At 42.6% G+C, this 22,440-nt stretch carries 28 protein-coding genes and 2 riboswitches; of the genes, 7 read left to right on the forward strand and 21 right to left on the reverse strand.

Going from position 1 to position 22,440, the window contains the following annotated elements:
* Window positions 1-34: 34 nt before the first annotated feature.
* The 13 genes from NST59_RS11115 to NST59_RS11175 form a co-directional block, all read right to left on the reverse strand.
* Complete coding sequence (locus NST59_RS11115; RefSeq protein ID WP_185847121.1) at window positions 35-667, reverse strand: SpoIIIAH-like family protein; 633 nt, start codon at window positions 665-667, stop codon at window positions 35-37.
* Window positions 667-1,338 (reverse strand): stage III sporulation protein AG, encoded by a 672-nt coding sequence (gene spoIIIAG, locus NST59_RS11120; RefSeq protein WP_039179881.1) that lies wholly within the window; start codon window positions 1,336-1,338, stop codon window positions 667-669. The genes NST59_RS11115 and spoIIIAG overlap by 1 nt, the downstream gene beginning before the upstream one ends.
* On the reverse strand, window positions 1,331-1,963 hold the full coding sequence (gene spoIIIAF / locus NST59_RS11125) for a stage III sporulation protein AF (protein WP_041086144.1): 633 nt from the start codon (window positions 1,961-1,963) through the stop codon (window positions 1,331-1,333). Before spoIIIAF ends, spoIIIAG begins: the two co-directional genes overlap by 8 nt.
* A gap of 14 nt (window positions 1,964-1,977) precedes the next feature.
* Entirely contained in the window at window positions 1,978-3,171 is a 1,194-nt protein-coding gene (spoIIIAE, locus tag NST59_RS11130) for a stage III sporulation protein AE (RefSeq protein WP_039179887.1), read from the reverse strand.
* 19 nt (window positions 3,172-3,190) lie between these two features.
* Window positions 3,191-3,604: a stage III sporulation protein AD gene (gene spoIIIAD / locus NST59_RS11135; protein ID WP_087978339.1), complete on the reverse strand. Its 414-nt coding sequence runs from the start codon at window positions 3,602-3,604 to the stop codon at window positions 3,191-3,193.
* On the reverse strand, window positions 3,601-3,807 hold the full coding sequence (spoIIIAC, locus tag NST59_RS11140; protein ID WP_003153142.1) for a stage III sporulation protein AC: 207 nt from the start codon (window positions 3,805-3,807) through the stop codon (window positions 3,601-3,603). The genes spoIIIAD and spoIIIAC overlap by 4 nt, the downstream gene beginning before the upstream one ends.
* A 19-nt stretch (window positions 3,808-3,826) precedes the next feature.
* Window positions 3,827-4,342 (reverse strand): stage III sporulation protein SpoIIIAB, encoded by a 516-nt coding sequence (gene spoIIIAB / locus NST59_RS11145; RefSeq protein WP_064497591.1) that lies wholly within the window; start codon window positions 4,340-4,342, stop codon window positions 3,827-3,829.
* Window positions 4,336-5,259, reverse strand: coding sequence for a stage III sporulation protein AA (gene spoIIIAA, locus NST59_RS11150; protein ID WP_024428002.1), 924 nt, complete (start codon window positions 5,257-5,259; stop codon window positions 4,336-4,338). Before spoIIIAA ends, spoIIIAB begins: the two co-directional genes overlap by 7 nt.
* A 66-nt stretch (window positions 5,260-5,325) precedes the next feature.
* Window positions 5,326-5,607, reverse strand: a complete 282-nt coding sequence (locus NST59_RS11155; RefSeq protein ID WP_039179893.1) for a YqhV family protein — start codon at window positions 5,605-5,607, stop codon at window positions 5,326-5,328.
* A 328-nt stretch (window positions 5,608-5,935) separates the two neighbouring features.
* Window positions 5,936-6,493: an elongation factor P gene (gene efp, locus NST59_RS11160; protein WP_024422954.1), complete on the reverse strand. Its 558-nt coding sequence runs from the start codon at window positions 6,491-6,493 to the stop codon at window positions 5,936-5,938.
* 25 nt (window positions 6,494-6,518) lie between these two features.
* A complete protein-coding gene (locus NST59_RS11165) occupies window positions 6,519-7,580 on the reverse strand; it encodes a M24 family metallopeptidase (RefSeq protein ID WP_341040598.1) in 1,062 nt (353 codons plus the stop codon).
* Entirely contained in the window at window positions 7,577-8,020 is a 444-nt protein-coding gene (gene aroQ, locus NST59_RS11170) for a type II 3-dehydroquinate dehydratase (protein ID WP_341040599.1), read from the reverse strand. The genes NST59_RS11165 and aroQ overlap by 4 nt, the downstream gene beginning before the upstream one ends.
* 108 nt (window positions 8,021-8,128) lie before the next feature.
* Window positions 8,129-8,656, reverse strand: a complete 528-nt coding sequence (locus tag NST59_RS11175) for a YqhR family membrane protein (protein WP_039179901.1) — start codon at window positions 8,654-8,656, stop codon at window positions 8,129-8,131.
* Window positions 8,657-8,879: 223 nt separating this feature from the next.
* Between NST59_RS11175 and NST59_RS11180 the strand changes: the two genes are divergently transcribed.
* Both NST59_RS11180 and NST59_RS11185 read left to right on the forward strand, forming a co-directional pair.
* Window positions 8,880-9,836: a DUF1385 domain-containing protein gene (locus tag NST59_RS11180; protein ID WP_039179902.1), complete on the forward strand. Its 957-nt coding sequence runs from the start codon at window positions 8,880-8,882 to the stop codon at window positions 9,834-9,836.
* A gap of 38 nt (window positions 9,837-9,874) precedes the next feature.
* On the forward strand, window positions 9,875-10,270 hold the full coding sequence (locus NST59_RS11185; RefSeq protein ID WP_039179905.1) for an SA1362 family protein: 396 nt from the start codon (window positions 9,875-9,877) through the stop codon (window positions 10,268-10,270).
* Here NST59_RS11185 and NST59_RS11190 read toward each other — a convergent pair.
* The 3 genes from NST59_RS11190 to NST59_RS11200 form a co-directional block, all read right to left on the reverse strand.
* Window positions 10,267-11,142, reverse strand: a complete 876-nt coding sequence (locus NST59_RS11190) for a patatin-like phospholipase family protein (protein ID WP_341040600.1) — start codon at window positions 11,140-11,142, stop codon at window positions 10,267-10,269. The two genes, NST59_RS11185 and NST59_RS11190, sit on opposite strands and share 4 nt — an antisense overlap.
* A 104-nt stretch (window positions 11,143-11,246) precedes the next feature.
* Window positions 11,247-11,681 (reverse strand): transcriptional regulator MntR, encoded by a 435-nt coding sequence (mntR, locus tag NST59_RS11195; RefSeq protein WP_003215946.1) that lies wholly within the window; start codon window positions 11,679-11,681, stop codon window positions 11,247-11,249.
* 85 nt (window positions 11,682-11,766) lie between these two features.
* The gene (locus NST59_RS11200) at window positions 11,767-12,603 is read right to left on the reverse strand and encodes a lipoate--protein ligase family protein (protein ID WP_144490306.1); all 837 of its coding nucleotides are present in this window, start codon (window positions 12,601-12,603) and stop codon (window positions 11,767-11,769) included.
* A 219-nt stretch (window positions 12,604-12,822) separates the two neighbouring features.
* On the opposite strand from NST59_RS11200, the gene NST59_RS11205 reads away from it, so the two are divergent.
* The gene (locus NST59_RS11205) at window positions 12,823-13,203 is read left to right on the forward strand and encodes a rhodanese-like domain-containing protein (RefSeq protein ID WP_039183198.1); all 381 of its coding nucleotides are present in this window, start codon (window positions 12,823-12,825) and stop codon (window positions 13,201-13,203) included.
* A gap of 44 nt (window positions 13,204-13,247) precedes the next feature.
* Here NST59_RS11205 and gcvPB read toward each other — a convergent pair whose 3' ends face one another.
* From gcvPB to gcvT, 3 genes are read right to left on the reverse strand one after another with little or no spacing between them, the layout of a single operon-like run.
* On the reverse strand, window positions 13,248-14,708 hold the full coding sequence (gcvPB, locus tag NST59_RS11210; protein ID WP_047202283.1) for an aminomethyl-transferring glycine dehydrogenase subunit GcvPB: 1,461 nt from the start codon (window positions 14,706-14,708) through the stop codon (window positions 13,248-13,250).
* On the reverse strand, window positions 14,701-16,047 hold the full coding sequence (gcvPA, locus tag NST59_RS11215) for an aminomethyl-transferring glycine dehydrogenase subunit GcvPA (RefSeq protein ID WP_341040601.1): 1,347 nt from the start codon (window positions 16,045-16,047) through the stop codon (window positions 14,701-14,703). The genes gcvPB and gcvPA overlap by 8 nt, the downstream gene beginning before the upstream one ends.
* Before the next feature lie 16 nt (window positions 16,048-16,063).
* Window positions 16,064-17,161 carry a glycine cleavage system aminomethyltransferase GcvT gene (gene gcvT / locus NST59_RS11220; protein WP_058839091.1) on the reverse strand — a complete coding sequence of 366 codons (1,098 nt, stop codon included), beginning with the start codon at window positions 17,159-17,161 and terminating at the stop codon, window positions 16,064-16,066.
* A 99-nt stretch (window positions 17,162-17,260) separates the two neighbouring features.
* Window positions 17,261-17,354: riboswitch (glycine riboswitch) on the reverse strand.
* Between the two features lie 3 nt (window positions 17,355-17,357).
* A riboswitch (glycine riboswitch) is annotated at window positions 17,358-17,464 on the reverse strand.
* Between the two features lie 248 nt (window positions 17,465-17,712).
* On the opposite strand from gcvT, the gene NST59_RS11225 reads away from it, so the two are divergent.
* The 4 genes from NST59_RS11225 (at window position 17,713) to sinR (ending at window position 20,911) form a co-directional block, all read left to right on the forward strand.
* Window positions 17,713-19,383, forward strand: a complete 1,671-nt coding sequence (locus tag NST59_RS11225; RefSeq protein ID WP_126681602.1) for a DEAD/DEAH box helicase — start codon at window positions 17,713-17,715, stop codon at window positions 19,381-19,383.
* Window positions 19,384-19,397: 14 nt separating this feature from the next.
* Entirely contained in the window at window positions 19,398-20,195 is a 798-nt protein-coding gene (locus NST59_RS11230) for a YqhG family protein (RefSeq protein ID WP_039179926.1), read from the forward strand.
* A gap of 182 nt (window positions 20,196-20,377) precedes the next feature.
* Window positions 20,378-20,542, forward strand: a complete 165-nt coding sequence (locus tag NST59_RS11235) for an anti-repressor SinI family protein (protein ID WP_073206269.1) — start codon at window positions 20,378-20,380, stop codon at window positions 20,540-20,542.
* Between the two features lie 33 nt (window positions 20,543-20,575).
* Window positions 20,576-20,911: a transcriptional regulator SinR gene (gene sinR / locus NST59_RS11240; protein ID WP_024422969.1), complete on the forward strand. Its 336-nt coding sequence runs from the start codon at window positions 20,576-20,578 to the stop codon at window positions 20,909-20,911.
* Window positions 20,912-20,978: 67 nt separating this feature from the next.
* Here sinR and tasA read toward each other — a convergent pair whose 3' ends face one another.
* Complete coding sequence (gene tasA / locus NST59_RS11245) at window positions 20,979-21,779, reverse strand: biofilm matrix protein TasA (RefSeq protein WP_039179929.1); 801 nt, start codon at window positions 21,777-21,779, stop codon at window positions 20,979-20,981.
* A 57-nt stretch (window positions 21,780-21,836) separates the two neighbouring features.
* Window positions 21,837-22,409 carry a signal peptidase I SipW gene (sipW, locus tag NST59_RS11250; RefSeq protein WP_047202287.1) on the reverse strand — a complete coding sequence of 191 codons (573 nt, stop codon included), beginning with the start codon at window positions 22,407-22,409 and terminating at the stop codon, window positions 21,837-21,839.
* Window positions 22,410-22,440 lie beyond the last annotated feature (31 nt).

Below are 22,440 nucleotides of genomic sequence, written 5' to 3' on the forward strand. Positions count from 1 at the left end.
ACGCCCTTTTCGGCAAAGGGCGCCAGTTCATTTTTTATTGATTAGTGGGCTCAAAAGTGACAGCTACGTTATCAAGACCTCTCATTTCTTTTGTGACCATATCAATAATATCGGCCGCTTGAGACTTTGATTTTTTATCAGAACGAACCGTGATGCTCACTTTATCTCCTTCAGCACTTACGAGCGCATCTTTATAGCCTTTTGTTTTGATCAAGGTCTCGAGCTGACGCTCAGTTCCTTCTGCTTCACTAAGCGCTGTCATTTGATCATATGCTTCACTTTTTTCTTGTGCCGTTGCATCGTCACTGGAGACGATTTCGTTGTATTCTTCGCGCTGCTTGCTTCGTTTATCTTCAAGCTCTAGTCTGTATGTTGTAAAAAGCTCATCGTCTGTCTGCTCTGACACAGCCTTTCCTTCTTCACCGCTTGTTTCGATACCCTCTTGTTTGCCGTTTGTTTCTTTGTCAGTGGATTTCTTATCAGCGCCTTTTTCCATTCCTTTGTCCGTTCCTTTTTCTGTTTCAACCTTTTTCTCTTCAGTCCCTTTTGATTTCGTATCTTCTACTGTCACTGCATTTTCACCCTGTGGAGACATGATATAGTACACACTTAATACGACAACTAAACTTAGCATCGTTAATAGCCAAACCGTTTGTTTTTTTAACATCATTCCGAATCCTCCTTGATTTTTTTAGGGGCAACAGCCACTCTATGGCTCGGTACATCAAGCACTCGTGTAACCGCTTCAATGATGGTTTTCTTTATTTGAACGTTGTCTACTCCTTGAGCAACAACGAGGACACCTCGAATTTCTGGCTTTTTCGTTTGAACAACGACTGGTGTTTCTTCATTCCCATTTTTGATGATGACGACTTCTTCTTCTTTTGTTTGATCGGTGACACTTCGTACACCGCCTTCTTTATCTGTTTCCTCGGTCGTTGTACTTTTATTAGATTTGTTTTTTTCAAACACTTTTAAAGACGTTGCATCTACATTGACCACAATGGATACATCCTCAACGCCGATGATGGTCTCTAAAATTTCTTTCAGCTGGTTTTCGTATTCTTGCTCCACGTCCTCAATTGAATTCTTTGGTTTACCTGAGGATGCCGGTTTGAATACTTCCTGCTCTTCTGAGGATGTTTTTTTAGCAGCAGGAACCGCAGCTTGTTGTTTGCTTGATGGCGGTGACAAGATCTGACTGACTAACATGAAAGATACGCCGATAATGAATACAAGCAGCAAGTAATGGTGCTTCGTTAATTTGGGTTTCCCTTCACCTTTTTCAGGCGGCTGGAAGAATGATTTCAGCTTTTGTTTCCAGTCCTTGTTATTCATGATCTGCTGCGTCACCTCCCTCAATGTTCAGCGCGATGTGCTCAGGACTCGTATTCCAAACATCAGCCAGCGTCTCTTTCACCCTCGTGATCTCTTTGCTAGAAGATTCAGCGCTTTCCTCCTTTTGCCTGGAGAGATCAATGTCCACCTTTGCCACCGTTTCTACAGCATCACCTGTGAGCGGGGAAAGAACTGCTTTGATGCGAAATTGATCCGCCTCCATATTCTGATCCAGATGCTCCTCATCAGCCAGCACTTCTACGTGTTTCATTTCATAGCTCTCCTTCTCCAGTGGCTCCTTTGCGCTTTTTTCTAGTTGGACAGCCATTTGCTTTAAAATATATGCACGCTGAGAGGCTTGTATTTCTTTTTTTTCTAAATTCATCTGATTTTTTATTTCTTCTGACTGCGCTTCTTCCTTCCCTTTCATCAATTCTGAAAAAATTTGGTCAGGATCTGCTCGAAATAAAGCAAAAATCGGATTGAGCATTACGACGATGAGCAGCAGACTGACGACCATTTTTGCATACTTTTGCATGCTCGAATTGGGAAGCAGAAGATCAATGACAATCGCAAATAAGATAAAGAGAATAATACTTGTGATCCATTCCGTGAGAAAGCTCAAAAGGTGTCCCCTCCTTACTTCATCATCATGGTCAGGTTACCCGCAGTGATGATGACGGTAATGCTTAAAAAGAACATGAGCGACACAACTGCAAGTGCGGCAAATATATACAGCACACTTTTTGAAATGACATCAAGACAGCTGATGATGGGTCCGCCCCCTAACGGCTGAAGGATCGCGGCAGCAAGCTTATATATAAGGGCTAACGAAAGTACTTTAATCGCCGGGAAGGCGGCAATTGAAATCAAAATGGCGACCCCAACTAGTCCAACTGTATTTTTAAGTAAAACAGAGGCGCTGATCACGGTATCCGTCGCATCTGTAAACATTCTGCCTAGGACAGGGATGAAGTTTCCGGTAATGAATTTGGCTGTACGAAGAGCGATTCCATCAGTAACCGCCGCAGATGCCCCCTGAACGGAAATGACGCCGAGAAAAACGGTCAAAAAAACGGCAAGCCCGCCAATTGCCACATTTCTTAATAGCTGCGCAAGCTGGGTGACCTTGTATTGTTCGGTCAGCGTACTGACAATGCTCAATATCGCTGATAAAAAGATGAGCGGAAGAACGACATATTGAATGAAAACACCGCTCGTGTTCATTAAAAATAAAATAACAGGATGAAAGAATCCGGCTGAGACAAGCCCGCCTGATGAAGCAATAAGCGCTAGTAAAAGAGGAATAAGAGCAAGAATAAAACTGGTCATCGTTTGAATGGCTTCTGTGGCATAGGAAATCGCCACATGAAAGCTGTTGAGTGCAATAATAATCAGTACCATATAAACAAGAGCATATGCGACTTTGCTGACAGTGCTTTGTTCAAAAGCATTTTGCAAAAGCTGCAAAAGCGAACAAAAGATGGTGAGTAAAATGAGAGTACCTAGGAGCTTTCCGTTTGCAATGACCTCGTGAAATAGATAATGTACAAAGGCTTTCAGCCATGTTTGGGGAGACAGCTCTTTATCGCCGTCAATCATTTCCTTCACTGTGCCCTTTTGGCTTTCTGGCAAAAAGCCGCCATACTCGTCCAAAATGGTTTCCCAAAAGTCACTGATGGAATGAAGCTCAAGTGCATCAGCCTGTCCATTCGCCACTTCCTCTGCTGCTGGCTGTTCATTAGATAAAGGTTCTTTTTCTTCTGCCTCTGCATGCGGAGCAAACAGCCAAAAGAAAAGCATTAATCCCATTACAGCGGTCACCCGTTTCATTGTCGTCACCTCTTTTCATTTACGTCATGGACGGGATCATCCCTAAGATCGTCTCAATGATGACTGTTAAAATCGGGACTGCCATAACCAAGATGAGAATCTTACCGCCTAGCTCTATTTTTGATGCAATGGCGCCTTGCCCAGCATCCTTCGTCAGCTGAGCGCCAAATTCTGCAATATAGGCAATGCCAATGATCTTCAATATGGTTTCAACATACTTCATATTGACGCCGGCACTTGCTGCAATTTTTTCAATCATTGAGATAATGGCATAGATTTGATCAATTAAATAAAGGAAAATCACACATCCAGTAAAAACGACAAGCATAAAGGCGAAGGTTGGCTTTTGTTCTTTGACGATTAATGCTAAAAAAGTAGCGATTAAACCAAGTCCAACAATTTGTATGATTTCGATTTGTAAGCCCTCCCCTATCCTTGAAATAGAAATACGGCTTTAATCTTTTTAAACAAATCATCTACAATGGTTGCCACCATAAACAAAATGTAGATAAACCCAAGCAGCGTCACCCACTGAGCGTACTCTTTCTTCCCCATTTGGTCTAAAATCGTATGGAGAAAGGCCACGACGATGCCTACTCCGGCAATTTGAAAAATGACGTTTACATCAACGCCCATGCTCTCGACTCCCTTCCTCTCACATCAATAAAAGAATCAGTAACAATCCGCTTAAAAATCCAAGGCTTCTGACCATTTTTTCATTTTTCGCTTGGGCGATTTCTGCTTCTTTCTCCTCTGATTCCAAATGGCCTAAAGCAAGCTTGATGTACTTTTGCTGAGAAGTGACATCATGCTGGCCAAGAGTTTCCCCAAAGTGCTTCAGCGCCTCATATTCGCCTTTTTTCAAGACAGTCTTTTTCCAAACATCTTCAAGACTTTCGTTCCATGCATGACGTGCAGAAAAAGTCCCCACTTTCAGCTTTTCTGCAAATTGTTCAAACAGCTGACTCACAGGAGGACCTACCTGCGCTGCAATTTGCTCTGCCGCCCGCGCTAAAGGGGTTTGACCATACATAATTTCAGCTTCAAGAGACTGGAGAGCAAACCGCAGCTGCCGAATTTGTTTAGGTCTGTCGCTGTATCGTTTGGCAAACTCGAATCCTCCCCAAGTCGTGGCCGCGACAATGAAAATAGCGCCAATGAGCTTTAACATACGTCCACTCCCCGCCTCCATTTCATCTCTTGGCCGTCCCCGCCGTACATCCGCCCGATCGTACCTGGTCCATTGTTTCGATTTAATTCAACATATCGTTCAAACACACGAAGCTCCCATAACGGCTTAAATGAAGGACGTTTATATACATCTTCAAGTGAATAGCCATGAGCTGAGACGATGATGTTGACTCCGGCATGAATCGCTTCTAAAAGTGCCTCGACATCCTCGCTTTTTCCGATTTCATCGACAATCATGACCTCTGGGCTCATTGACCGAATCATCATCATCAACCCTTCAGCCTTTGGACACGCATCGAGTACATCAATCCGGTGGCCAAAATGGTGCTGCGGCACCCCTCTTATACAACCGGCGATTTCAGAACGCTCATCAATAATGCCTGTTTTTCTAGGAGGGATTGTCTTTGTGCCTGTACTAGCAAGACGTGCTATATCCCGGAGCAATGTGGTTTTCCCCGTTTGCGGGGGACCGATGATGAGTGTATTGTGCCAGTGTTCTTCATATAAATAAGGAAGAAAGGGAAGCGCAATCCCGATTTTTTCTTTTGCAATGCGGATATTAAATGAAGAGATATCTCTTAGCCCTTTGACAAATCCGTTTTCAACGATCACTTTTCCTGCAAGTCCTACCCGGTGTCCGCCAGATATGGTGATATAGCCCTGTTTTAGCTCTTCCTCAAGTGTGTACATGCTGTAATTGCTCAGCCTGCCTAATAGCTGAGACGCATCTTCCCAGGTGGTGTGATAAGAAAGGAAACGTGGTTTTCCTCCTTGCATCAGTTCAATAGGACGATCCGTGCGAATGCGGATTTCTTCTATTTGCGCCCATTCTGCCTCTTTCAGCAGTCTGAGTTCTTGTCCAATCGAGTGCGGGAGAATATCCAACAAACTCCGCAACGAATTCCCCTCCTTTTTTTCTTCTCTAAAATGTATGATGTGAGCCGTTAATTATGCCAAGCCGTTTCACTTATAGATCCCAACAAGAATAAACACGACACCAATGAAAATGAACACGAGCTTTGCATAGGATAGCTGCCCTGCAATTTGATAGATTCCAATCGTCATCGTGATAATAAAAATGAGCGGTCCGATGATCGCCAATATACTATTGATGACCACCGCTTTCCGTACATCATTTGTGATTAAAATGAGGATGGCTGCCGTCAGTTCAATGGCGGCGGATAAGAACCTCATGCCTGCCATTGCAGCGACCGACGGGTGTATGCCTGGGAGAAATTGTTTCATATAGAACCTCCAGCTTTTTTTACACTATATGCTTGACCAGCTGGAAGTAGTCTTGTTTTTCAGGAAGGAAGAGAGATGAATGAGAGAATTGAGAGAAGGCCAGTCTTGAGGAGTCATTTTTCAATAAAAAAAGACTGTAAACACGAGGTTTACAGTCTCAGCGTGTAGACAAACCCTCGCATTCGGTGTCAGGTCTGCGCGCTGGTGCTCACGAATAACAAATTCGCTCCGCGCCAGTGCTCACCCTTCCTAGACTGCAAAGGTTTTCTATCACACTGAAAAGAAGACAAAGGCTGTAAACACGAGGTTTACAGCCTTTTTTCGTTCATTACGCTCTTGAAACGTATGAGCCGTCTGATGTATTAATCACTAGTTTATCTCCTTGGTTCACAAAGAAAGGAACGTTGACGATTAAACCAGTTTCAGTTTTTGCAGGTTTTGAACCGCCTGATGTTGTGTCACCTTTAATACCAGGCTCTGTTTCTACTACTTCTAGTTCTACTGTGTTTGGAAGTTCTACTCCAAGTGTTTCAGCACCGTACATCACGATTTGAACAGACATATTTTCAAGCAAATATTTCAGCTCATCTTTAATTTGTGCTTCACTTAGTTCAAGCTGCTCATAAGAACTTGTATCCATGAAGACATGCTGATCGCCATTAGCATACAAGTATTGCATTGTTTTTGTTTCGATTTGAGCTTTCGCTACTTTTTCGCCTGCGCGGAATGTTTTTTCTTGAATGGCACCAGTACGCAGGTTACGCAGTTTCGAACGAACAAACGCTGCGCCTTTCCCTGGTTTTACGTGCTGGAAATCCACTACTCGCCAAATACCGCCGTCCACTTCAATTGTCAGGCCAGTACGAAAATCGTTTACTGAAATCATTTTGTCATCCTCCTACATTTCACCATCATAATATGATAAGTTCTTTCGGTGAGTGGGTCAATCGTTTATTGCCGTCAGCTGTCAGGACAATATCATCCTCAATTCTCACGCCGCCGACATCTGGCAAGTAAATCCCCGGCTCAACTGTGACGACCATTCCCTCTTCTAAAACGACCTCTGATCGTGAGGAAAGGCCTGGCGCTTCATGTACTTCCATACCTAGGCCGTGCCCGGTTGAATGCCCGAAGTATTGACCATAGCCGTACTTTTCAATGATGTCTCGTGTGATGCGATCAGCTTCTTTTCCTGTTAAGCCTGGCTTGATTCTATCCACACCAGCGTTTTCTGCTTCTAATACGATATGATAAATTTCCTTTAGCTTGTCGCTTGGTGTTCCGACAGCAATCGTTCTTGTCATATCAGAACAATAGCCTTTATAGTAAGCACCGAAATCGAGTGTCACTAAATCACCAGATTCAATTAACTTTTCACTCGCTCTTCCGTGCGGCAGGCTTGAACGAACACCAGAAGCAACAATCATATCGAATGAAGATCCTTCAGCACCTTCTTTTCTCATGAAAAATTCAAGCTCGTTCATGACAGCAATTTCCGTCAGGCCCGGCTTGATGTAAGTGAGAATATGATCAAAGGCGTGATCTGCAATCTTCGCAGCTTCCTCTAATATCTTAATCTCTTCACTAGACTTAATCAAGCGCAACTTTTCAACTGATTCAGAGACTGGAACAAGCTCTATCTCACCTGCTTTGGCTGCGTACTGCTGATACGTGGCAAATGTCATATGGTTTTGTTCAAACCCAAGGCGTTTTACTCCAAATTCCTTCGCCGTTTGGGCAGCCGTTTCCACAATGTTTCCTTTATGTTCAATGATGTCATAACCTTTGACTTGATCCTTCGCTTGCTCTGTATAGCGGAAGTCCGTGATAAAAGCTGCCCGGTCCTTTGAAACAACTGCAAGGCCGGCAGATCCGGTAAAGCTGGTCATGTACTGTAAATTAAAGCTGCTCGTAATGACAAGGCCATCGATCTCTAATTCGCTTAAAAGTGTTCTTAGTTTTTCAAGTTTCATGATACTGCTCCCCCTTCACTGACTAAATAACGAATCGCCAATTTATACCCTTCTAAGCCAAGCCCAACGATTTGCCCTTGGCAAACTGGAGCAAGTACAGAATGATGGCGGAATTCCTCTCTCTTATGAACATTTGAGATATGTACTTCAATGACAGATAAAGAAATACTTGCAACGGCATCTCTCAGCGCATAGCTGTAGTGGGTAAATGCACCCGGGTTAAACACGACTCCATCGTACTGATCTTCTGCTTCGTGGAGCGCATCAATCAAATCTCCTTCGTGATTCGATTGAAAGAACGTTAATTGAATGTTTGCTCGTTCTGCAAACTGGAACAAATCTGTCTCTAAATCTGTCAGCGTCTTACTTCCATAAACAGCAGGCTCTCTTTTGCCAAGCCTATTTAAATTGGGTCCATTCAGTACAAGAAAATGAGGCATATGACCACTCCTTCACCCTAATTCAATCTATATTGAGATCTGTTTCTTTTTCCTTAGAAACCTTTCGTTTCCAAAAATATTTTATCATATGAATAGGTGATTTACACTTTATTCTGTCTTTTTCCCGAGTGCCCTCGCAAGCTTTTGACTCGTCAATTCATTATATTCAAACGAAATGCTGTACCCGACAAACATGCCATATAAAATATATAGGCAAAATGTCGTTACTATGGTGCTTTGCTGCAAGTCATGTACTTGCTTTACATCTGGGAAAATGGGATTAAATACGTAAAAAACGAGCAGCCATAAAAGCCCGCCATAAACCAGACCCATCCAAAAGCCTTTGATCCTTTTTAAAAGCCCATAATAAATAAAGGCGGCTCCAATCGATAAAATTCCTAACAGCATAATACTTATAAAAGTACCAAGTCCTCCCTTTTTCCACTCTCCGAGCACAAATGGCTGAAGCAGCATGTTAGGACTCACCTCTGAAAAATGGAACACATAGGTCAGAAACCCGATAAAGCCCCAGAAAACACCGCCTACAAAGCCTGTAGCAGCTGCTCTTGCCACAAGTGATGTCGTTTGCACGGACTGATTTTTTTCTTCTTGGTTTTTCTTTTCATCACGTTTCATTTGTGAACACCTCCAGCAAGTAGTATGTCCAAAATGTCATGAAAAAAAAGGATTTCCATGCGTGAGTGTAAAATTTTTAAAACAGGGTATACTGGCTAAAAAGAGGTAGATAGAATTCTAGTAGATAATCGACCTGGGCGCTAGTGATTTCCCCTCATTTCCTGTACAATAAAGGTATAAGGAAATGCATGTAAATTACAGGAAACAGGCAGGTTGATGAAATATGTCCAATCAAACAAAACCTCCAGCTTATGGAGGGCAGGCAGTTGTCGAAGGTGTCATGTTCGGAGGTAAGAAGAACTATGTGACAGCGATTCGGCGAAAGGACCAGTCCATTGAGTTTTTGAAGCTTCCCCGGACCTCCAATAAACGAACCGCCTTTCTCAAGAAAATCCCCTTTGTCAGGGGTGTTGCTGCACTTGTTGAAGCAAGCGCAAACGGCAGTAAGCACTTAAACTTCTCCAGTGAGCGATATGACTTAGATCCTTCTGAAGATCATACTCTTGAAAAAGAACAAAAAGGCTCGAAATTATCCATGATTTTCGGCATTGCTGTGATCGGAGTTCTCTCTCTTCTCTTTAGTAAATTTGTCTTTACCCTGGTACCTGTCTTTTTAGCAGAGCTTGTGCGTCCCATCTTTTCAGGGAATTTCGCACAAATCGCAGTGGAAACATTCTTTAAATTGGTCCTTTTATTAGGCTATATTTACTTTATTTCCATGACCCCTTTAATTAAAAGAGTATTTCAATATCATGGGGCAGAACATAAAGTCATAAACTGCTATGAACAGAACCTTGACATCACAGTGGAAAATGTCCAAAAGCAATCCCGTCTGCATTATCGATGCGGCAGCAGCTTTATTTTATTCACTGTCATTGTTGGAATGTTCGTCTATTTACTCGTACCGACAGATCCTTTATGGGTGAGAGTTCTGAACCGCTTGGCGCTCATTCCGGTTGTTCTGGGCATTTCATTTGAAGTGCTTCAGCTCACGAACAAACTCCGAGAAGTGCCTGTACTTAAAGTGCTTGGCTATCCTGGCCTTTGGCTGCAATTGCTTACAACAAAAGAACCTTCTGACGATCAAGTCGAGGTAGCCATTGCAAGTTTTAATGAACTTCTTCGTTTAGAGGAAGCATCTCTAAAACAAGCGTCAGATTCTGCTCATCAAGTGATCTAACTTATAAATCCGGTAAATTCCTTCGGAGGTGGACAGTTATGAATCGCCGAGTACATCCTGCTTTTACCATTATTTTCGCTTTAGGTGTTTTGGGATTTGTGTACTTACTCACAACGAACCCAGGCAGACTTTTTACAATGCTGCTGTCTGTTGTGATCATTGGAGCGGCCCTATTTTTCCTATTTAGATGGCTGATGAATCGAAGAACTGGAACAGAAGGCAATCTTTATCGCAAAGCAGTCAAACAATCAAAACGTCGCTACCAGCAGCCTAAACCAAAAACGAAAAGCCAGATGAAAAATCGGGTCACTCATTTGCGAAGCGTGCCGACTGACCACAAGTCTAAGCCCGTCCTTCTCAAAAAGAAAAGCCAAACACATTTGACTGTGATTGAAGGCAAGAAAAACAAAAAGAAAAATCGCGCCTTATTTTAAAATGTCCAGCTTTTTAAAAATTGCTCGGCCTTCTGTCTGCCTAGATCGACGAGCGCCTTTTTCTTTTCTGTCATGAGTTGAAAATCAGTGGCAATGACGTGTTCTACAGGAATAAAAATAATATGACGTTCGTGTTTTGTGGCGATATGTCTTTCGTCATGAGCACCACGCATCGTTTCAAAAAGAGCGCCAAACAGTTCAAACGCATTGCGGATGGAGTGTTGTGGGCGTTCTTTTTCGTTTGGCGTTAATGTGACACCGACGAATGGTCTTTTTTTCTCTTCAGCAAACAGCCAAATTGGAAAATTGCTAAGCACTCCTCCATCTACAATGGTACAAATGCCTTTTGAAGACTTCAGTTTGACAGGTTCGAAAAAATAAGGCAGGCTGCAGCTCATTCGAATGGCCCTCGCCACGGAAAACCGCTCTGGATTTAAGCCATATGAAGGAAGGTCGTCTGGCAGTACGAGGATTTTTCCATTCGTTAAATCGGACGCAACAATTTTCAGCGAATCTTTTTTGAGGTCTCCAAACACGGTGACCCCTTTTCGTTTTAGCACATCAGTCAGCCATTTTTCCAGCCGGTCTCCTTTATAAAGACCAAGACGCCAGTAAATGGATATCCACCTAAGCATTTTAAACGGGATGAATTGACATCTTCTATCAAGCAATTGATGCTCATCCATTTCATCTAAAAGCTCCCGAATTTCCTGGCTTGTAAAACCTGCTGCGATGAGTGAAGCAATGATTGCTCCAGCACTTGTACCAGCAAGACGGACAAATTGAAATCCTCTCGCTTCAAGCGCTTCATAGGCACCAGCAAGCGCTGCCCCCTTAATGCCTCCACCTGAGAACACACCATCTATCTTCATCAAGGAGCCCCCTTTGATTTCACGCTAATAATAGTGTAGGAGCATTTGCTTTCAATTAGAACTTTAATCAAAAAGGACACCCATGCTAAGGGTGTCCTTTTTGATTAAGATTCTTGATTTGTTTGTTCGTTTTTCTTTTGAATCGCTTTCAGCTGAACAGATCGCTCATCGTTTTCTTCAAAAAATTGAACGAGATCGCCGATGCGGTCAATGCTGTTCCAGCTGAGATGATGTTCAATGCCTTCTACATCATCATAAATTTTCTCTTCATCTACACCAATGATTCTTAAAAATTGCTCCAGCAGTTCATGTCTGTATACGAGACGTTTTCCAATTTTTTTGCCTTTCGGGGTTAAAATTAGACCACGATACTTCTCATAAATGAGGTATTCATCTTTATCTAGCTTCTGAACCATTTTTGTTACAGAGGAGGGATGGACAGCGAGTGCTTCTGCAATATCAGAGACTCTGGCATATCCTTTTTCTTCTATCAGCATATAAATTTGTTCAATGTAATCTTCCATACTAGGTGTAGTCATAAAACCCCTCCATAATGCACCTTTACTTAATAATCAACCCAATTCTACACCATCGTTCATTAAAAAACAAGGAGTGTCCATCGTCTTAACGCTTGTAATTCCAATCATCTGAGGCATATTTCGTTTTGGCGAGATGATGGACAAACGCTAATTCTTCATCTGTCAGCTCATAAGATTCAAGCTCAATATTTAATCCTTTTTCAAATCCTCTTTTAAACGCAACACGCGCATCGTCTATCGTACAAGTTCGGTCTGAGATTTCATTGATGGCAACCGCTTTGTTTTTAAAGCTTCGCTGCATCCGCTCTCTTACCCGGTCGTTAGGATAAAGGAACAAATCGAATAATTTATCCTCATCAAGGTCAATTAAAATAGATCCATGCTGGAGGATGACACCTTTTTGTCTCGTCTGAGCACTGCCCGCTACCTTTCTGCCTTCTACAACAAGCTCGTACCAAGAAGGGGCATCAAAGCATACAGAAGATCTTGGGTTCTTTAAGCTTTCCTTTTCTTTATCTGTACGAGGAATGGCAAAATACGCATCGAGTCCCAGCTCTTTAAATCCTTCTAAAATGCCTTCTGAAATGACGCGGTACGCCTCTGTCACCGTTGCTGGCATTTCTGGATGTTCCTCTGACACAATCACGCTGTAGGTCAGCTCCTGGTCATGTAGTACTCCTCGTCCTCCGGTTGGTCTGCGGACAAATCCAAGACCATAGCGCTTGACAGCTTCTAGGTTGATTTCTTTTTCAACGTTCTGAAAATACCCAACAGATAATGTCGCCGGATCCCATCCATAAAAGCGGATAACAGGCGGAATGAGCTTCTCACTATGCCAATAAAGCAAGGCTTCGTCCATTGCCATGTTAAAGGCAGGGTCTTGGTTTCCTGAATCAATGAAACACCATTTCTCTTTTTGCATATAAAATCCCTTCTCTTTTACGTAGTCAATGTTAGATGATGGTGGTGACCACCGGTTTTCTCTCTTCATCAGTCTATCAAATAGGAACGGAATTGAAAATAATTCTTACCATTTATGATGACAAGTTTCTTATGCTTTACTATAATAGTATTTGTCTAAAACGTACCATCAGACAGGCTACTGTGCTGATGCTCAAGAAGGAGTCGAGTTGTATTGTCAATGTTCAACTATATCGTCCTCTCACTTTGTGGACTTTTTGTTCTTTATTCCATCGGCAGCTACATTTATCAGCAGCGCATTATGAAAACGCTGACGGAAGCAGAATTTATTAAAGGTTACCGCAAAGCCCAGCTCATTGATGTGAGAGAGCCAAATGAGTTTGAAGGCGGACATATTTTAGGGGCAAGAAATATCCCTCTTTCCCAACTAAAGCAGCGCAAAAATGAAATACGTCCTGACAAGCCTGTTTATCTCTATTGTCAAAATAATTTCAGAAGCGGAAAAGCAGCCCAAACTTTACGTAAAAACGGCTGCCGTGAGATTTATAATTTAAAAGGCGGCTTTAAAAAATGGGGCGGCCGCATTAAAACGAAGAACTAACAAAAAAGACTCTGGGAGCATGATTCCCCCTGAGTCTTTTTTCTTTATTTTCTTTCAAAAACGAGAACGGGATTCCGAGCGGCCTTTGTTTCGTCCATACGTTTCACGACGGTTGTATGCGGCGCTTCCTGCACCACTTCAGGATTCTCTTCTGCTTCTTTCGCAATTTGAATCATTGCTTCGATGAATGCATCAAGTGTTTCTTTTGATTCTGTTTCTGTCGGTTCAATCATGATACATTCCTCTACATTGAGCGGGAAGTAGATCGTTGGCGGATGGTAGCCGAAATCAAGTAATCGTTTGGCAATATCCAGTGTCCGCACACCTAATTTTTTCTGACGTTTACCTGAAAGAACAAATTCATGCTTACAATGACGATCAAACGGCAAATCATAATGAGCGCTTAAGCGGCGCATCATATAGTTCGCATTTAACACGGCATTATCGGTTACAGCCTTTAAGCCGTCTGGCCCCATAGAGCGGATGTACGCATAGGCTCTGACGTTAATGCCAAAGTTGCCATAGAATGGCTTCACGCGCCCGATTGATTCCGGACGGTCATATTCAAAGTAAAAACGACCTTCCTTCTTTACAAGCACCGGCTTTGGCAAATACGGAATTAAATCTTTTTTAACGCCAACTGGACCTGAACCAGGACCTCCGCCTCCGTGTGGGCCTGTAAAGGTTTTATGAAGATTTAAGTGGACAACATCAAATCCCATATCTCCTGGTCTTGCTCTACTTAAAACCGCATTCAAGTTGGCTCCGTCATAATAAAGTTTACCGCCAGCTCCATGAACGATTTCAGCCATTTCTAAAATGTTTTCTTCAAAGAGGCCAAGTGTATTCGGGTTTGTAAGCATTAAAGCAGCTGTTTCTTCATTAACAACGCGGCGTAAATCTTCTAAATCAACAAGCCCGTTTTCATCAGATGCGACAGTAATGGTTTCAAATCCAGCGACTGTCGCAGATGCCGGGTTCGTTCCATGAGCAGAATCAGGCACAATGACTTTTGTACGCTGATGATCTCCTCTTGCTTCATGGTACGCACGGATCATCATGAGTCCCGTCCACTCGCCATGTGCTCCTGCCGCAGGCTGTAATGTCACAGCGTCCATCCCCGTAATTTCTTCAAGATGTTCACCTAGATCGTATAGTAATTCCAATGCACCTTGTACAGTGTCTGCCTCCTGTAGTGGATGGACCTGCGAGAAACCTGCAAGGCGTGCAACCTTTTCATTAATCTTTGGATTATATTTCATCGTACAAGAGCCAAGAGGATAAAATCCAGAATCGACCCCATGATTGCGTCTTGATAATGCTGTATAATGACGCATAATATCAAGCTCAGATACTTCAGGAAGCTCAGCATCCTCATCACGGATGTACGTCTCATCAAATAAAGACGGGATCTCCTGTTCAGGTACATCTAAATCAGGCAGGCTGTACCCAATTCTTCCTTCTTTAGATAATTCAAAAATAAGCGGCTGATCTTGTTTATTCATGGCGATCCCCCAATTCCTTGATAAACGTATCAATTTCTTCTTTTGTTCTCAGCTCTGTCACGGCTACAAGCATGTGCTGCTGAAGCTCTGGGTAGTCTAGCCCTAAGTCGTAGCCGCCGATGATTCCTTTTTCAAGCAATCGTTTATTGGCTTCTTTCACAGGCTCCTGTAACTTGATCACAAATTCATTAAAATGAGCCCCTTCTACATCCGCCTGCAGTCCATATTTTTCTGCCTGCGTCTTGGCATAATGGGCTTTTTGCACGTTTTGATAGGCGATGTCTTTTATGCCTGTTTTTCCTAGTGCCGTCATGGCAACAGAAGCAGCTAACGCATTTAATGCTTGGTTCGAACAAATATTTGACGTCGCTTTATCTCTTCGAATGTGCTGCTCACGCGCTTGAAGAGTCAGGACAAATCCACGAACACCATTTTCATCTTCTGTCTGCCCGACTAATCGACCTGGCACTTTTCTCATCAACTTTTTCGTCACAGCAAAATATCCGCAGTGAGGTCCGCCAAATGCCGCCGGGATACCGAACGGCTGCGCATCACCAACGACAATGTCTGCCCCAAGTTTTCCAGGCGGCGTCAATAGCCCGAGTGCGAGGGGATTGCTAGAGACAATGAACAGGCTTTTTCCTTTATGTGCAATGGGTTCAATGTCTTTTAACGGCTCGACGACACCAAAAAAGTTTGGATATTGCACGAGAACTGCTGCTGTATCATCGCAGACGGCCTTTTCCAGTGCAGCTAAATCTGTCTGCCCTTTTTTCGCAGGCACTTCAACAACTTCAATGTTTTGTCCTTTGGCGTATGTTTTCAGCACCGCTCTTGATTCAGGGTGAACCGTTTCAGAAACCACCACTTTTTTCTTCTTTGTGTGTCCCGCAGCGAGCATTGCCGCTTCTGCTAGTGCCGTCCCGCCATCATACATCGAGGAGTTGGCAAGATCCATACCAGTCAGCTCAGCAATCATTGTTTGAAATTCAAAGATCGCTTGCAATTCACCTTGCGAAATCTCCGGCTGATAAGGTGTATACGCTGTATAAAATTCAGAGCGTGAGATGACATGATCGACAATGACAGGCTGGTAATGATCATATACACCAGCACCAAGAAACGATGCATAGGAAACTGTATCCTTATTCTTTGCAGCTAGCCGGGATAATTCCCTGACAAGCGCTGTTTCAGATGCGGCTTCTTTGATGTTGTATGCTCCTTTGAATCTAACTTTCTCTGGGATATCTGAAAAAAGCTCATCAATCGACTGAACGCCGATGACATCCAGCATTTCTTTTTGATCTTGCTCTGTTTGCGGCAAATACCTGTGGTTCATCCTCTATTCCCCCTCGTTATTTGGCTCTTTTATAAAATGGTGTTGCGACGATTTTGGCTTTTAGACGTTTTTTGCGAACTTGTACTTCCACCTCTGCCCCAAGCTCCGCTTCTGAGGTTTCGATCAAAGCAAGCCCGACATTTTTCTTTAATGTTGGGGATTGAGTGCCCGTTGTGACAAACCCAACCTGCTTTTCTCCTGAAAAGACTGGATAATCTGTACGCGGAATCCCTTTTTCAATCATTTCAATGCCGACAAGCTTTCGCTTCAGTCCCTCTTCTTTTTGTTTTTTAAGTGCTGCTTTTCCGATAAAATCAGCTTCTTTATCCGTTTTGACAGCAAAACCAATTCCGCCTTCTAATGGAGAAATATCCTTTGTCAGCTCCTGGCCATAAAGCGGAAGCCTTGCTTCAAATCTCAAGGTATCACGTGCACCGAGTCCGCACGGTATTAATCCTTTTGGCTGCCCCGCTTCTAATAAAGCGGACCAAAGGTGGACCGCATCTTCTGACTGGCAGTAGATTTCAAAGCCATCTTCCCCTGTGTAACCTGTTCTAGAAACGAGCACTTCTTTATTTGCGACCTCAGCTTTTGATAAAAACGTAAAAGGTTTAAGCGATGTCACCTCTTCATCCGCCACCTCTTTGATGATGTCAGCTGCAAGAGGTCCTTGAAGCGCTAGCAAGGCGGTTTGATCAGATATATTTTTGATCAATACGTCATCCTTCTCTTGGTGCTTCAAAAGCCAATCCACGTCTTTATCGATATTTGATGCATTGATGACAAGTAAATAGTGGTTCTTTTCTTTTTGGTAGACGAGCAGGTCATCTACCGTTCCGCCATCTTCATAACACATGGCTGTATATAGTGCCTTACCGTCTGTCAGCTTAGACACATCATTGGTTAATAACCTTTGTAAAAAAGGAAGGGCATCTTGACCTTTGACGTCCACCTCACCCATGTGAGACACATCAAAAAGCCCTGCTTTTGTTCGAACAGCTTCATGTTCTTCTTTAATGGAAGAAAATTGTACAGGTAATTCCCAGCCCCCGAAGTCAATGGTTTTTGCGCCAAACGTTTCATACGCATGAAAAAGCGGTGTTCGTTTCAACATCAATCGTTTCCCCCTTTTTTTAGTGCAAATGCAAGCTGAATTTTCAGAAAAAAATCACAGCAAAAAAGGACAGAGCGCTCCCTTTTATCAAAAAGAAGTCTCTGTCCTTGCACCTGAAAGTTTACAGCACAACATCATTGTGCGTTTTCCCCTTTGGTGGTTTGCTAAAACGATCAGCAAACACTCTCCAGAGTTGCGTCCGGTAAGAGTACTTTTGCCTGAGAGATTCACTGAATCATTCAGCTTGCTCCTTCGGCGCCTGCCAGTGCAAAATAACCGCCAAGTCTCTCCCCATACCATCATCCGCTCATATTTTTCACATTTATTGGACATACTATCAAAATGGGTGACTTATTTTCTAGATCACTTATCAACATCCTACCATTAGAAATGGATGGAGAGCAACAGAAAAATCATTAACATTTTTAAAATAACCTTTCGATATCGTTCGCTTTTATTCATATATCTAGTCTTTTAGAGACCTCTTAAAAAATGAAGCGTTTAAAAACAGAACAATTTATCAGATCCTACTAGAAAGGCAGGCGACCACATTGAATATTCAAACGATTTTTGATCAGGAATGGACAAATGAATTTCAGCAGCGGCTTTCATCAGACGGCCCCTGGGCGAACTGGGATATGTATCGATTAGCGACGCAGGTTCAAAAAGTCACAGCCATTGATTCATTCGAGGGACTGCAAGCTCCTGCGCACCTGCCTGCATTCACACCTTTACAGCACCAGCTCGAAGTAGCCAGAAGAGTCGTAGAAGAAATGAATGGGAAAGCCATTCTAGCAGATGAAGTGGGCCTAGGGAAAACCGTAGAAGCAGGACTCATTATCAAAGAATACATGATTCGTGGACTTGCCAAAAAGATTCTTATTCTCGTCCCCGCCTCCCTTGTATCTCAGTGGGTACAGGAGCTGCGGACGAAATTTTATATTGATGCTGTTGAACAAAAAAAGAGCTATGTGTGGGAGCAGTGCGACGTTGTCGTTTCTTCCATTGACACAGCCAAAAGACAGCCGCATCGAGACACGATTTTATCGATTGCCTACGATATGGTCATTATCGATGAAGCACACAAACTGAAAAACAATAAAACGAAAAACTATGAATTTGTGAGAAACCTGAATAAGAAGTTCTGTCTGCTGCTGACAGCGACACCTATTCAAAACCGGATCGGAGAAATATTTAATCTCGTTTCCCTTCTGAAGCCGGGCCACCTAGGAAATGAACATCAATTTAAAGATATCTTTGCCAAAAAGGACTTGCAGCTTGAAGACCATGACCGATTAAAACAGCTCGTCAATAAAGTGATGATTCGAAACCGAAGACAAGACACAGGCATCGAGTGGACAAAACGACATGTCAAAACGATTTCCATTGATTTTTCTCCGACAGAACAAGCATTGTATGATGAAATCTGCAAGCTGAAAGAGAATCCGTCTTATACAAAGCATATGTTTTCCATTATGACCTTGGAACGAGAATGCTGTTCAAGCCGTGAGGCAGTTTATATGACGATTAAAAAAATGCAGGAAGAAGAAAAGCATATTCTCGGCTCTTCTGCTATAGCGCAAATCATGGAGAAAATCAATCAAGTGGAGCAAAACTCAAAGGCGCTTGAAGTGGTCAAACTCATTCAACAGTTAAATGAAAAAGTCATTATTTTCACCGAATACCGCGCAACACAAATTTATTTACAATGGTTTCTACAGCAAAATGGCATTAGCTCCGTGCCATTTCGTGGCGGCTTTAAGCGGGGTAAAAAAGATTGGATGAAAGATTTATTTAGAGAACGGGCGCAAGTGTTAATTGCTACAGAAGCTGGCGGCGAAGGGATCAACCTTCAGTTTTGTAATCAAATCATTAACTACGACCTCCCGTGGAACCCGATGCGTTTAGAACAGAGAATCGGACGTATCCACCGCCTTGGCCAAGAACGAGATGTCCACATTTACAATATGGCAACAAACGGAACAGTTGAAGAGCATATTTTAAAGCTTTTATATGAAAAAATTCAGCTGTTCGAAAACGTCATAGGCGATTTAGATGATATTTTAACGAGAATTGATATTGAAGAAGTCGAAACAGAGTTGCATCAAATTCTCTTCCAGCATGAATCTGATGGAGACATGAAAAAGAAATTAACCCAATTTGCTTCTTATTTAACTGAAGCACAAACACCACTTTTAGAAAAGAGACAGCAGGGCTCATAAAGGAGAGTTGATCAATGGAGCAGCATGACATTCACACCTTTCTTCTCCGTTTTTTCAAGGCGAATCAATGCAGCATATTAGAAGAAAGTGCAGGACATATGACCGTACAGCTGACAATCGAAATGGATAAATTGATTATGAACCGTCCTTTTTATTGGCACTGGCTTGAAAAAACTGGCGGTGTACCTGAACCGCGGCAATTGACTTTCATCACAGATCAAAAAAAAGCGGGTGATACGGTCAGTGGTGAATTCATCCATTTCGGCTCCCCCCGGTTATTTCAAATATTTGAGGCGGTCAAACAACAGGGCCGTTTTATCCGGCTTTATGAACGAGTCAGCCCGCTCACGAACAATCAGATCGCACTTGAGCCATGGCTTGGTCTCAATGTAAAAATTTCTTACCTTGCAGACCGGAAGAAGGATAAGCTTTTATCATTAGGACTCCATCTTATACGCGGAGAAGTCATTGAACAATTTCAAGAAAAGCTGGAAGCTCGTGAGCTGTCGTCTCAAATTCCCGATTATTGTTTTACGATGAGTACAATGATTAAGCCAGAAAGCGGAATCAAACGGCTCTACAGCCTTATGGAACGTTATGCCCATGAGGAACCGGACGACTGGGCAGTGCGAGCCGTTCAAAAATGGAAAGAAGACTCCGAACTTTTAAACCAATTTTATGAAGGGACTTCAGACACATCTGTAGAATATGAAATAGAAAGGCAAGCACTCAAAACTTTATACGAACCAAAAATCAGTCTTACGATTGAAAATGGCGGACTTTTTTACTTACAGCAAAAAAGAGGAGGTTGACCCATAGTCCCCTCCCCTTTTATGTGACTTACAATTTTCGATCAGTCTAAAGCTAAGTTTGTCTGTTTGTATTGGGCGGAAACATGACGCAAGCAAACTATGAGGTCTTACCACCTATGTCTTTCCATTTCATGCGTTAAGTGCCTGAAATACATGATTCAGTATTTTAGGAGGGTATTTGTATGGAAAAGAAAACGAACAAATTAGACAGTGAATGGGTTCAATTATTACGTGAAGCTCGCAAGGCAGGACTAACAGTTGAAGAAGTCCGTCATTTCCTCAAATCAAATGAAAAGTCCTCTGAGTCTCCCCCTCTGGTAAGAAGTCATTCTATCAAACCTTTCTGAATGTGCTATAATATCGAAAGGAAGGTGATGACATTGATTGGCCAGCGTATTAAACAATACCGCAATGAAAAAGGCTACTCACTATCAGAACTGGCCGAAAAGGCTGGGGTAGCGAAGTCTTATTTAAGCTCAATAGAAAGAAACTTGCAAACAAACCCCTCCATTCAATTTCTTGAAAAAGTCTCCGCTGTTCTGGACGTCTCGGTTCATACACTTTTAAACGAAAAAGATGAAACCGAATACGATGGTCAATTAGATAGTGAATGGGAAAAACTAGTTCGAGATGCAATGACATCAGGGGTTTCGAAAAAGCAATTTCGTGAATTTTTAGATTATCAAATCTGGAGAAAAAAGCAAGAAGAGGAGTAAAGCGCACGTTTTAGCGCATACTCCTCCAATTGCTATGCAGATCTTGATATCAGCCTAAAGACTGGCTTTATTTTTTATCTTCGCTGTGTGCTTTTTCGTTTTCTTTCACGTAGCCTTTTTCATCCGTATGCTTTTTTGGATTGATCGTTAAACCATTCCACTGAGTCGCTTCGAAGGAAAGATCAATTTGAATCGCATCGCCTTGGTATTTATTTTGGATATAGTGACCAGCTTTATCCTTCGTCTGGTCATTGATAAATTCAATGGTCATTTCCACTTTATCGTAATCAAACGGATTCTTTGGAATGCCGTCATACTCTGGAGCCACTGTTCCATCAACAGTTGCTACATTAATTTTCCCACTTTCATGTAAAAACTTCTCATCGACGGCATGACGAAGCTTTTCAAATGCGGTCTGATCCTGTTTTGACGTTAATTGATGCAAGTCAAGCAGGTTTGCATGGTCTAAAATAATGTTTTTCGGATAACCATTTCCACCTTCGGCTCCAACCGTCAGAACACTCACCTGAAACTGACTGAGAAATTCTTCAGCTGTATTCTTACCGCCATTCTTCGCGGAAGATCCATCTGTAAACTGGCTATAATCAAGACTCATCAGCACTTGGTTTATCGCTAGTGATCCCTTATTATCAAAATGAAATTCTTTCTTGATCCGATCACCAGGTTTTAAGTTCGAAAGGTTGATGGCGCCGGAGTTCTCTTTAGCAGATAAATCCAGCTCTCCTGTCGAGTAGACCGCATTTGCCTTTTCAAAATCATTAAACGCCGCCCATGTTCCCCCGCCGATTAATGCAAGACCTAAAGCCCCTGATAATACACCTAAACGAATTGATTTCTTCATTGCCATGAATAATAAACCCCCTAATATTTTGTTTTATTGAAACCTGATTAGGTTACAAACGATTTAAGCTTGTTCCTCTGACATATGTACATCAGCCGTGTGTCTACGGTGTTTCGCTGCGCCCACAAAATGAATAGTTGAATAAACAAGCAGCATGACACCCGGTATAATAAGGAGCAAAGCAGTTCCAGCTGATGTCCCTGCATACGAAAGAAGCTTTCCTGCATAAGGAATGTTCACTCCCATATACTGCGCAGTCACCTGATCCGCTTTTACCAGCGTGCCGTCCTGATACATATTATTGTCACCCTTCGTCTCAAACGCTTTATTTGCATCCTTTCCTTTCACCCCAACAATTCGGTGGGTCACAAAGGACTGATCCTGCTTTGTTTGGAACGTAATAATATCTCCTTTTTTGAGCGTCTCAGGTGAGGCGACCTGCTTTACAACAATCAGTGACCCAGCTGAAAATTCTGGTTCCATCGAACCTGATAATACTTGCTTCAATTGATAACCGAAAATCTGAGGTTCTCCTCCTGTTGTTCTTGATGACAACACGACAATAATTGAGGCTATCATCACCGTGAACACCACCACATAAAGAATACTCCCAGACATCTTCATCCATTTTTTCATGACCCCTTCTCCCCTTCGCCTATCATTTCTC

The sequence above is a fragment of the Bacillus sp. FSL R5-0439 genome (assembly GCF_038008805.1).
Taxonomy (GTDB): domain Bacteria; phylum Bacillota; class Bacilli; order Bacillales; family Bacillaceae; genus Bacillus; species Bacillus safensis.

Coding starts and splice junctions, on each gene's coding strand:
- aroQ (WP_341040599.1), bottom strand. CDS start 8,020: ATGCCTCATTTTCTTGTACTGAATGGACCCAATTTAAATAGGCTTGGC.
- spoIIIAB (WP_064497591.1), bottom strand. CDS start 4,342: ATGTTAAAGCTCATTGGCGCTATTTTCATTGTCGCGGCCACGACTTGG.
- NST59_RS11175 (WP_039179901.1), bottom strand. CDS start 8,656: ATGAAACGTGATGAAAAGAAAAACCAAGAAGAAAAAAATCAGTCCGTG.
- NST59_RS11205 (WP_039183198.1), top strand. CDS start 12,823: ATGTTCAACTATATCGTCCTCTCACTTTGTGGACTTTTTGTTCTTTAT.
- spoIIIAC (WP_003153142.1), bottom strand. CDS start 3,807: ATGGGCGTTGATGTAAACGTCATTTTTCAAATTGCCGGAGTAGGCATC.
- tasA (WP_039179929.1), bottom strand. CDS start 21,779: ATGGCAATGAAGAAATCAATTCGTTTAGGTGTATTATCAGGGGCTTTA.
- gcvT (WP_058839091.1), bottom strand. CDS start 17,161: ATGTTGAAACGAACACCGCTTTTTCATGCGTATGAAACGTTTGGCGCA.
- NST59_RS11185 (WP_039179905.1), top strand. CDS start 9,875: ATGAATCGCCGAGTACATCCTGCTTTTACCATTATTTTCGCTTTAGGT.
- spoIIIAE (WP_039179887.1), bottom strand. CDS start 3,171: ATGAAACGGGTGACCGCTGTAATGGGATTAATGCTTTTCTTTTGGCTG.
- NST59_RS11180 (WP_039179902.1), top strand. CDS start 8,880: ATGTCCAATCAAACAAAACCTCCAGCTTATGGAGGGCAGGCAGTTGTC.
- NST59_RS11200 (WP_144490306.1), bottom strand. CDS start 12,603: ATGCAAAAAGAGAAATGGTGTTTCATTGATTCAGGAAACCAAGACCCT.
- gcvPB (WP_047202283.1), bottom strand. CDS start 14,708: ATGAATAAACAAGATCAGCCGCTTATTTTTGAATTATCTAAAGAAGGA.
- NST59_RS11230 (WP_039179926.1), top strand. CDS start 19,398: ATGGAGCAGCATGACATTCACACCTTTCTTCTCCGTTTTTTCAAGGCG.
- NST59_RS11235 (WP_073206269.1), top strand. CDS start 20,378: ATGGAAAAGAAAACGAACAAATTAGACAGTGAATGGGTTCAATTATTA.
- NST59_RS11165 (WP_341040598.1), bottom strand. CDS start 7,580: ATGAAACTTGAAAAACTAAGAACACTTTTAAGCGAATTAGAGATCGAT.
- NST59_RS11190 (WP_341040600.1), bottom strand. CDS start 11,142: ATGAAGATAGATGGTGTGTTCTCAGGTGGAGGCATTAAGGGGGCAGCG.
- spoIIIAG (WP_039179881.1), bottom strand. CDS start 1,338: ATGAATAACAAGGACTGGAAACAAAAGCTGAAATCATTCTTCCAGCCG.
- sipW (WP_047202287.1), bottom strand. CDS start 22,409: ATGAAAAAATGGATGAAGATGTCTGGGAGTATTCTTTATGTGGTGGTG.
- NST59_RS11155 (WP_039179893.1), bottom strand. CDS start 5,607: ATGAAACAATTTCTCCCAGGCATACACCCGTCGGTCGCTGCAATGGCA.
- NST59_RS11115 (WP_185847121.1), bottom strand. CDS start 667: ATGTTAAAAAAACAAACGGTTTGGCTATTAACGATGCTAAGTTTAGTT.
- mntR (WP_003215946.1), bottom strand. CDS start 11,681: ATGACTACACCTAGTATGGAAGATTACATTGAACAAATTTATATGCTG.
- efp (WP_024422954.1), bottom strand. CDS start 6,493: ATGATTTCAGTAAACGATTTTCGTACTGGCCTGACAATTGAAGTGGAC.
- gcvPA (WP_341040601.1), bottom strand. CDS start 16,047: ATGAACCACAGGTATTTGCCGCAAACAGAGCAAGATCAAAAAGAAATG.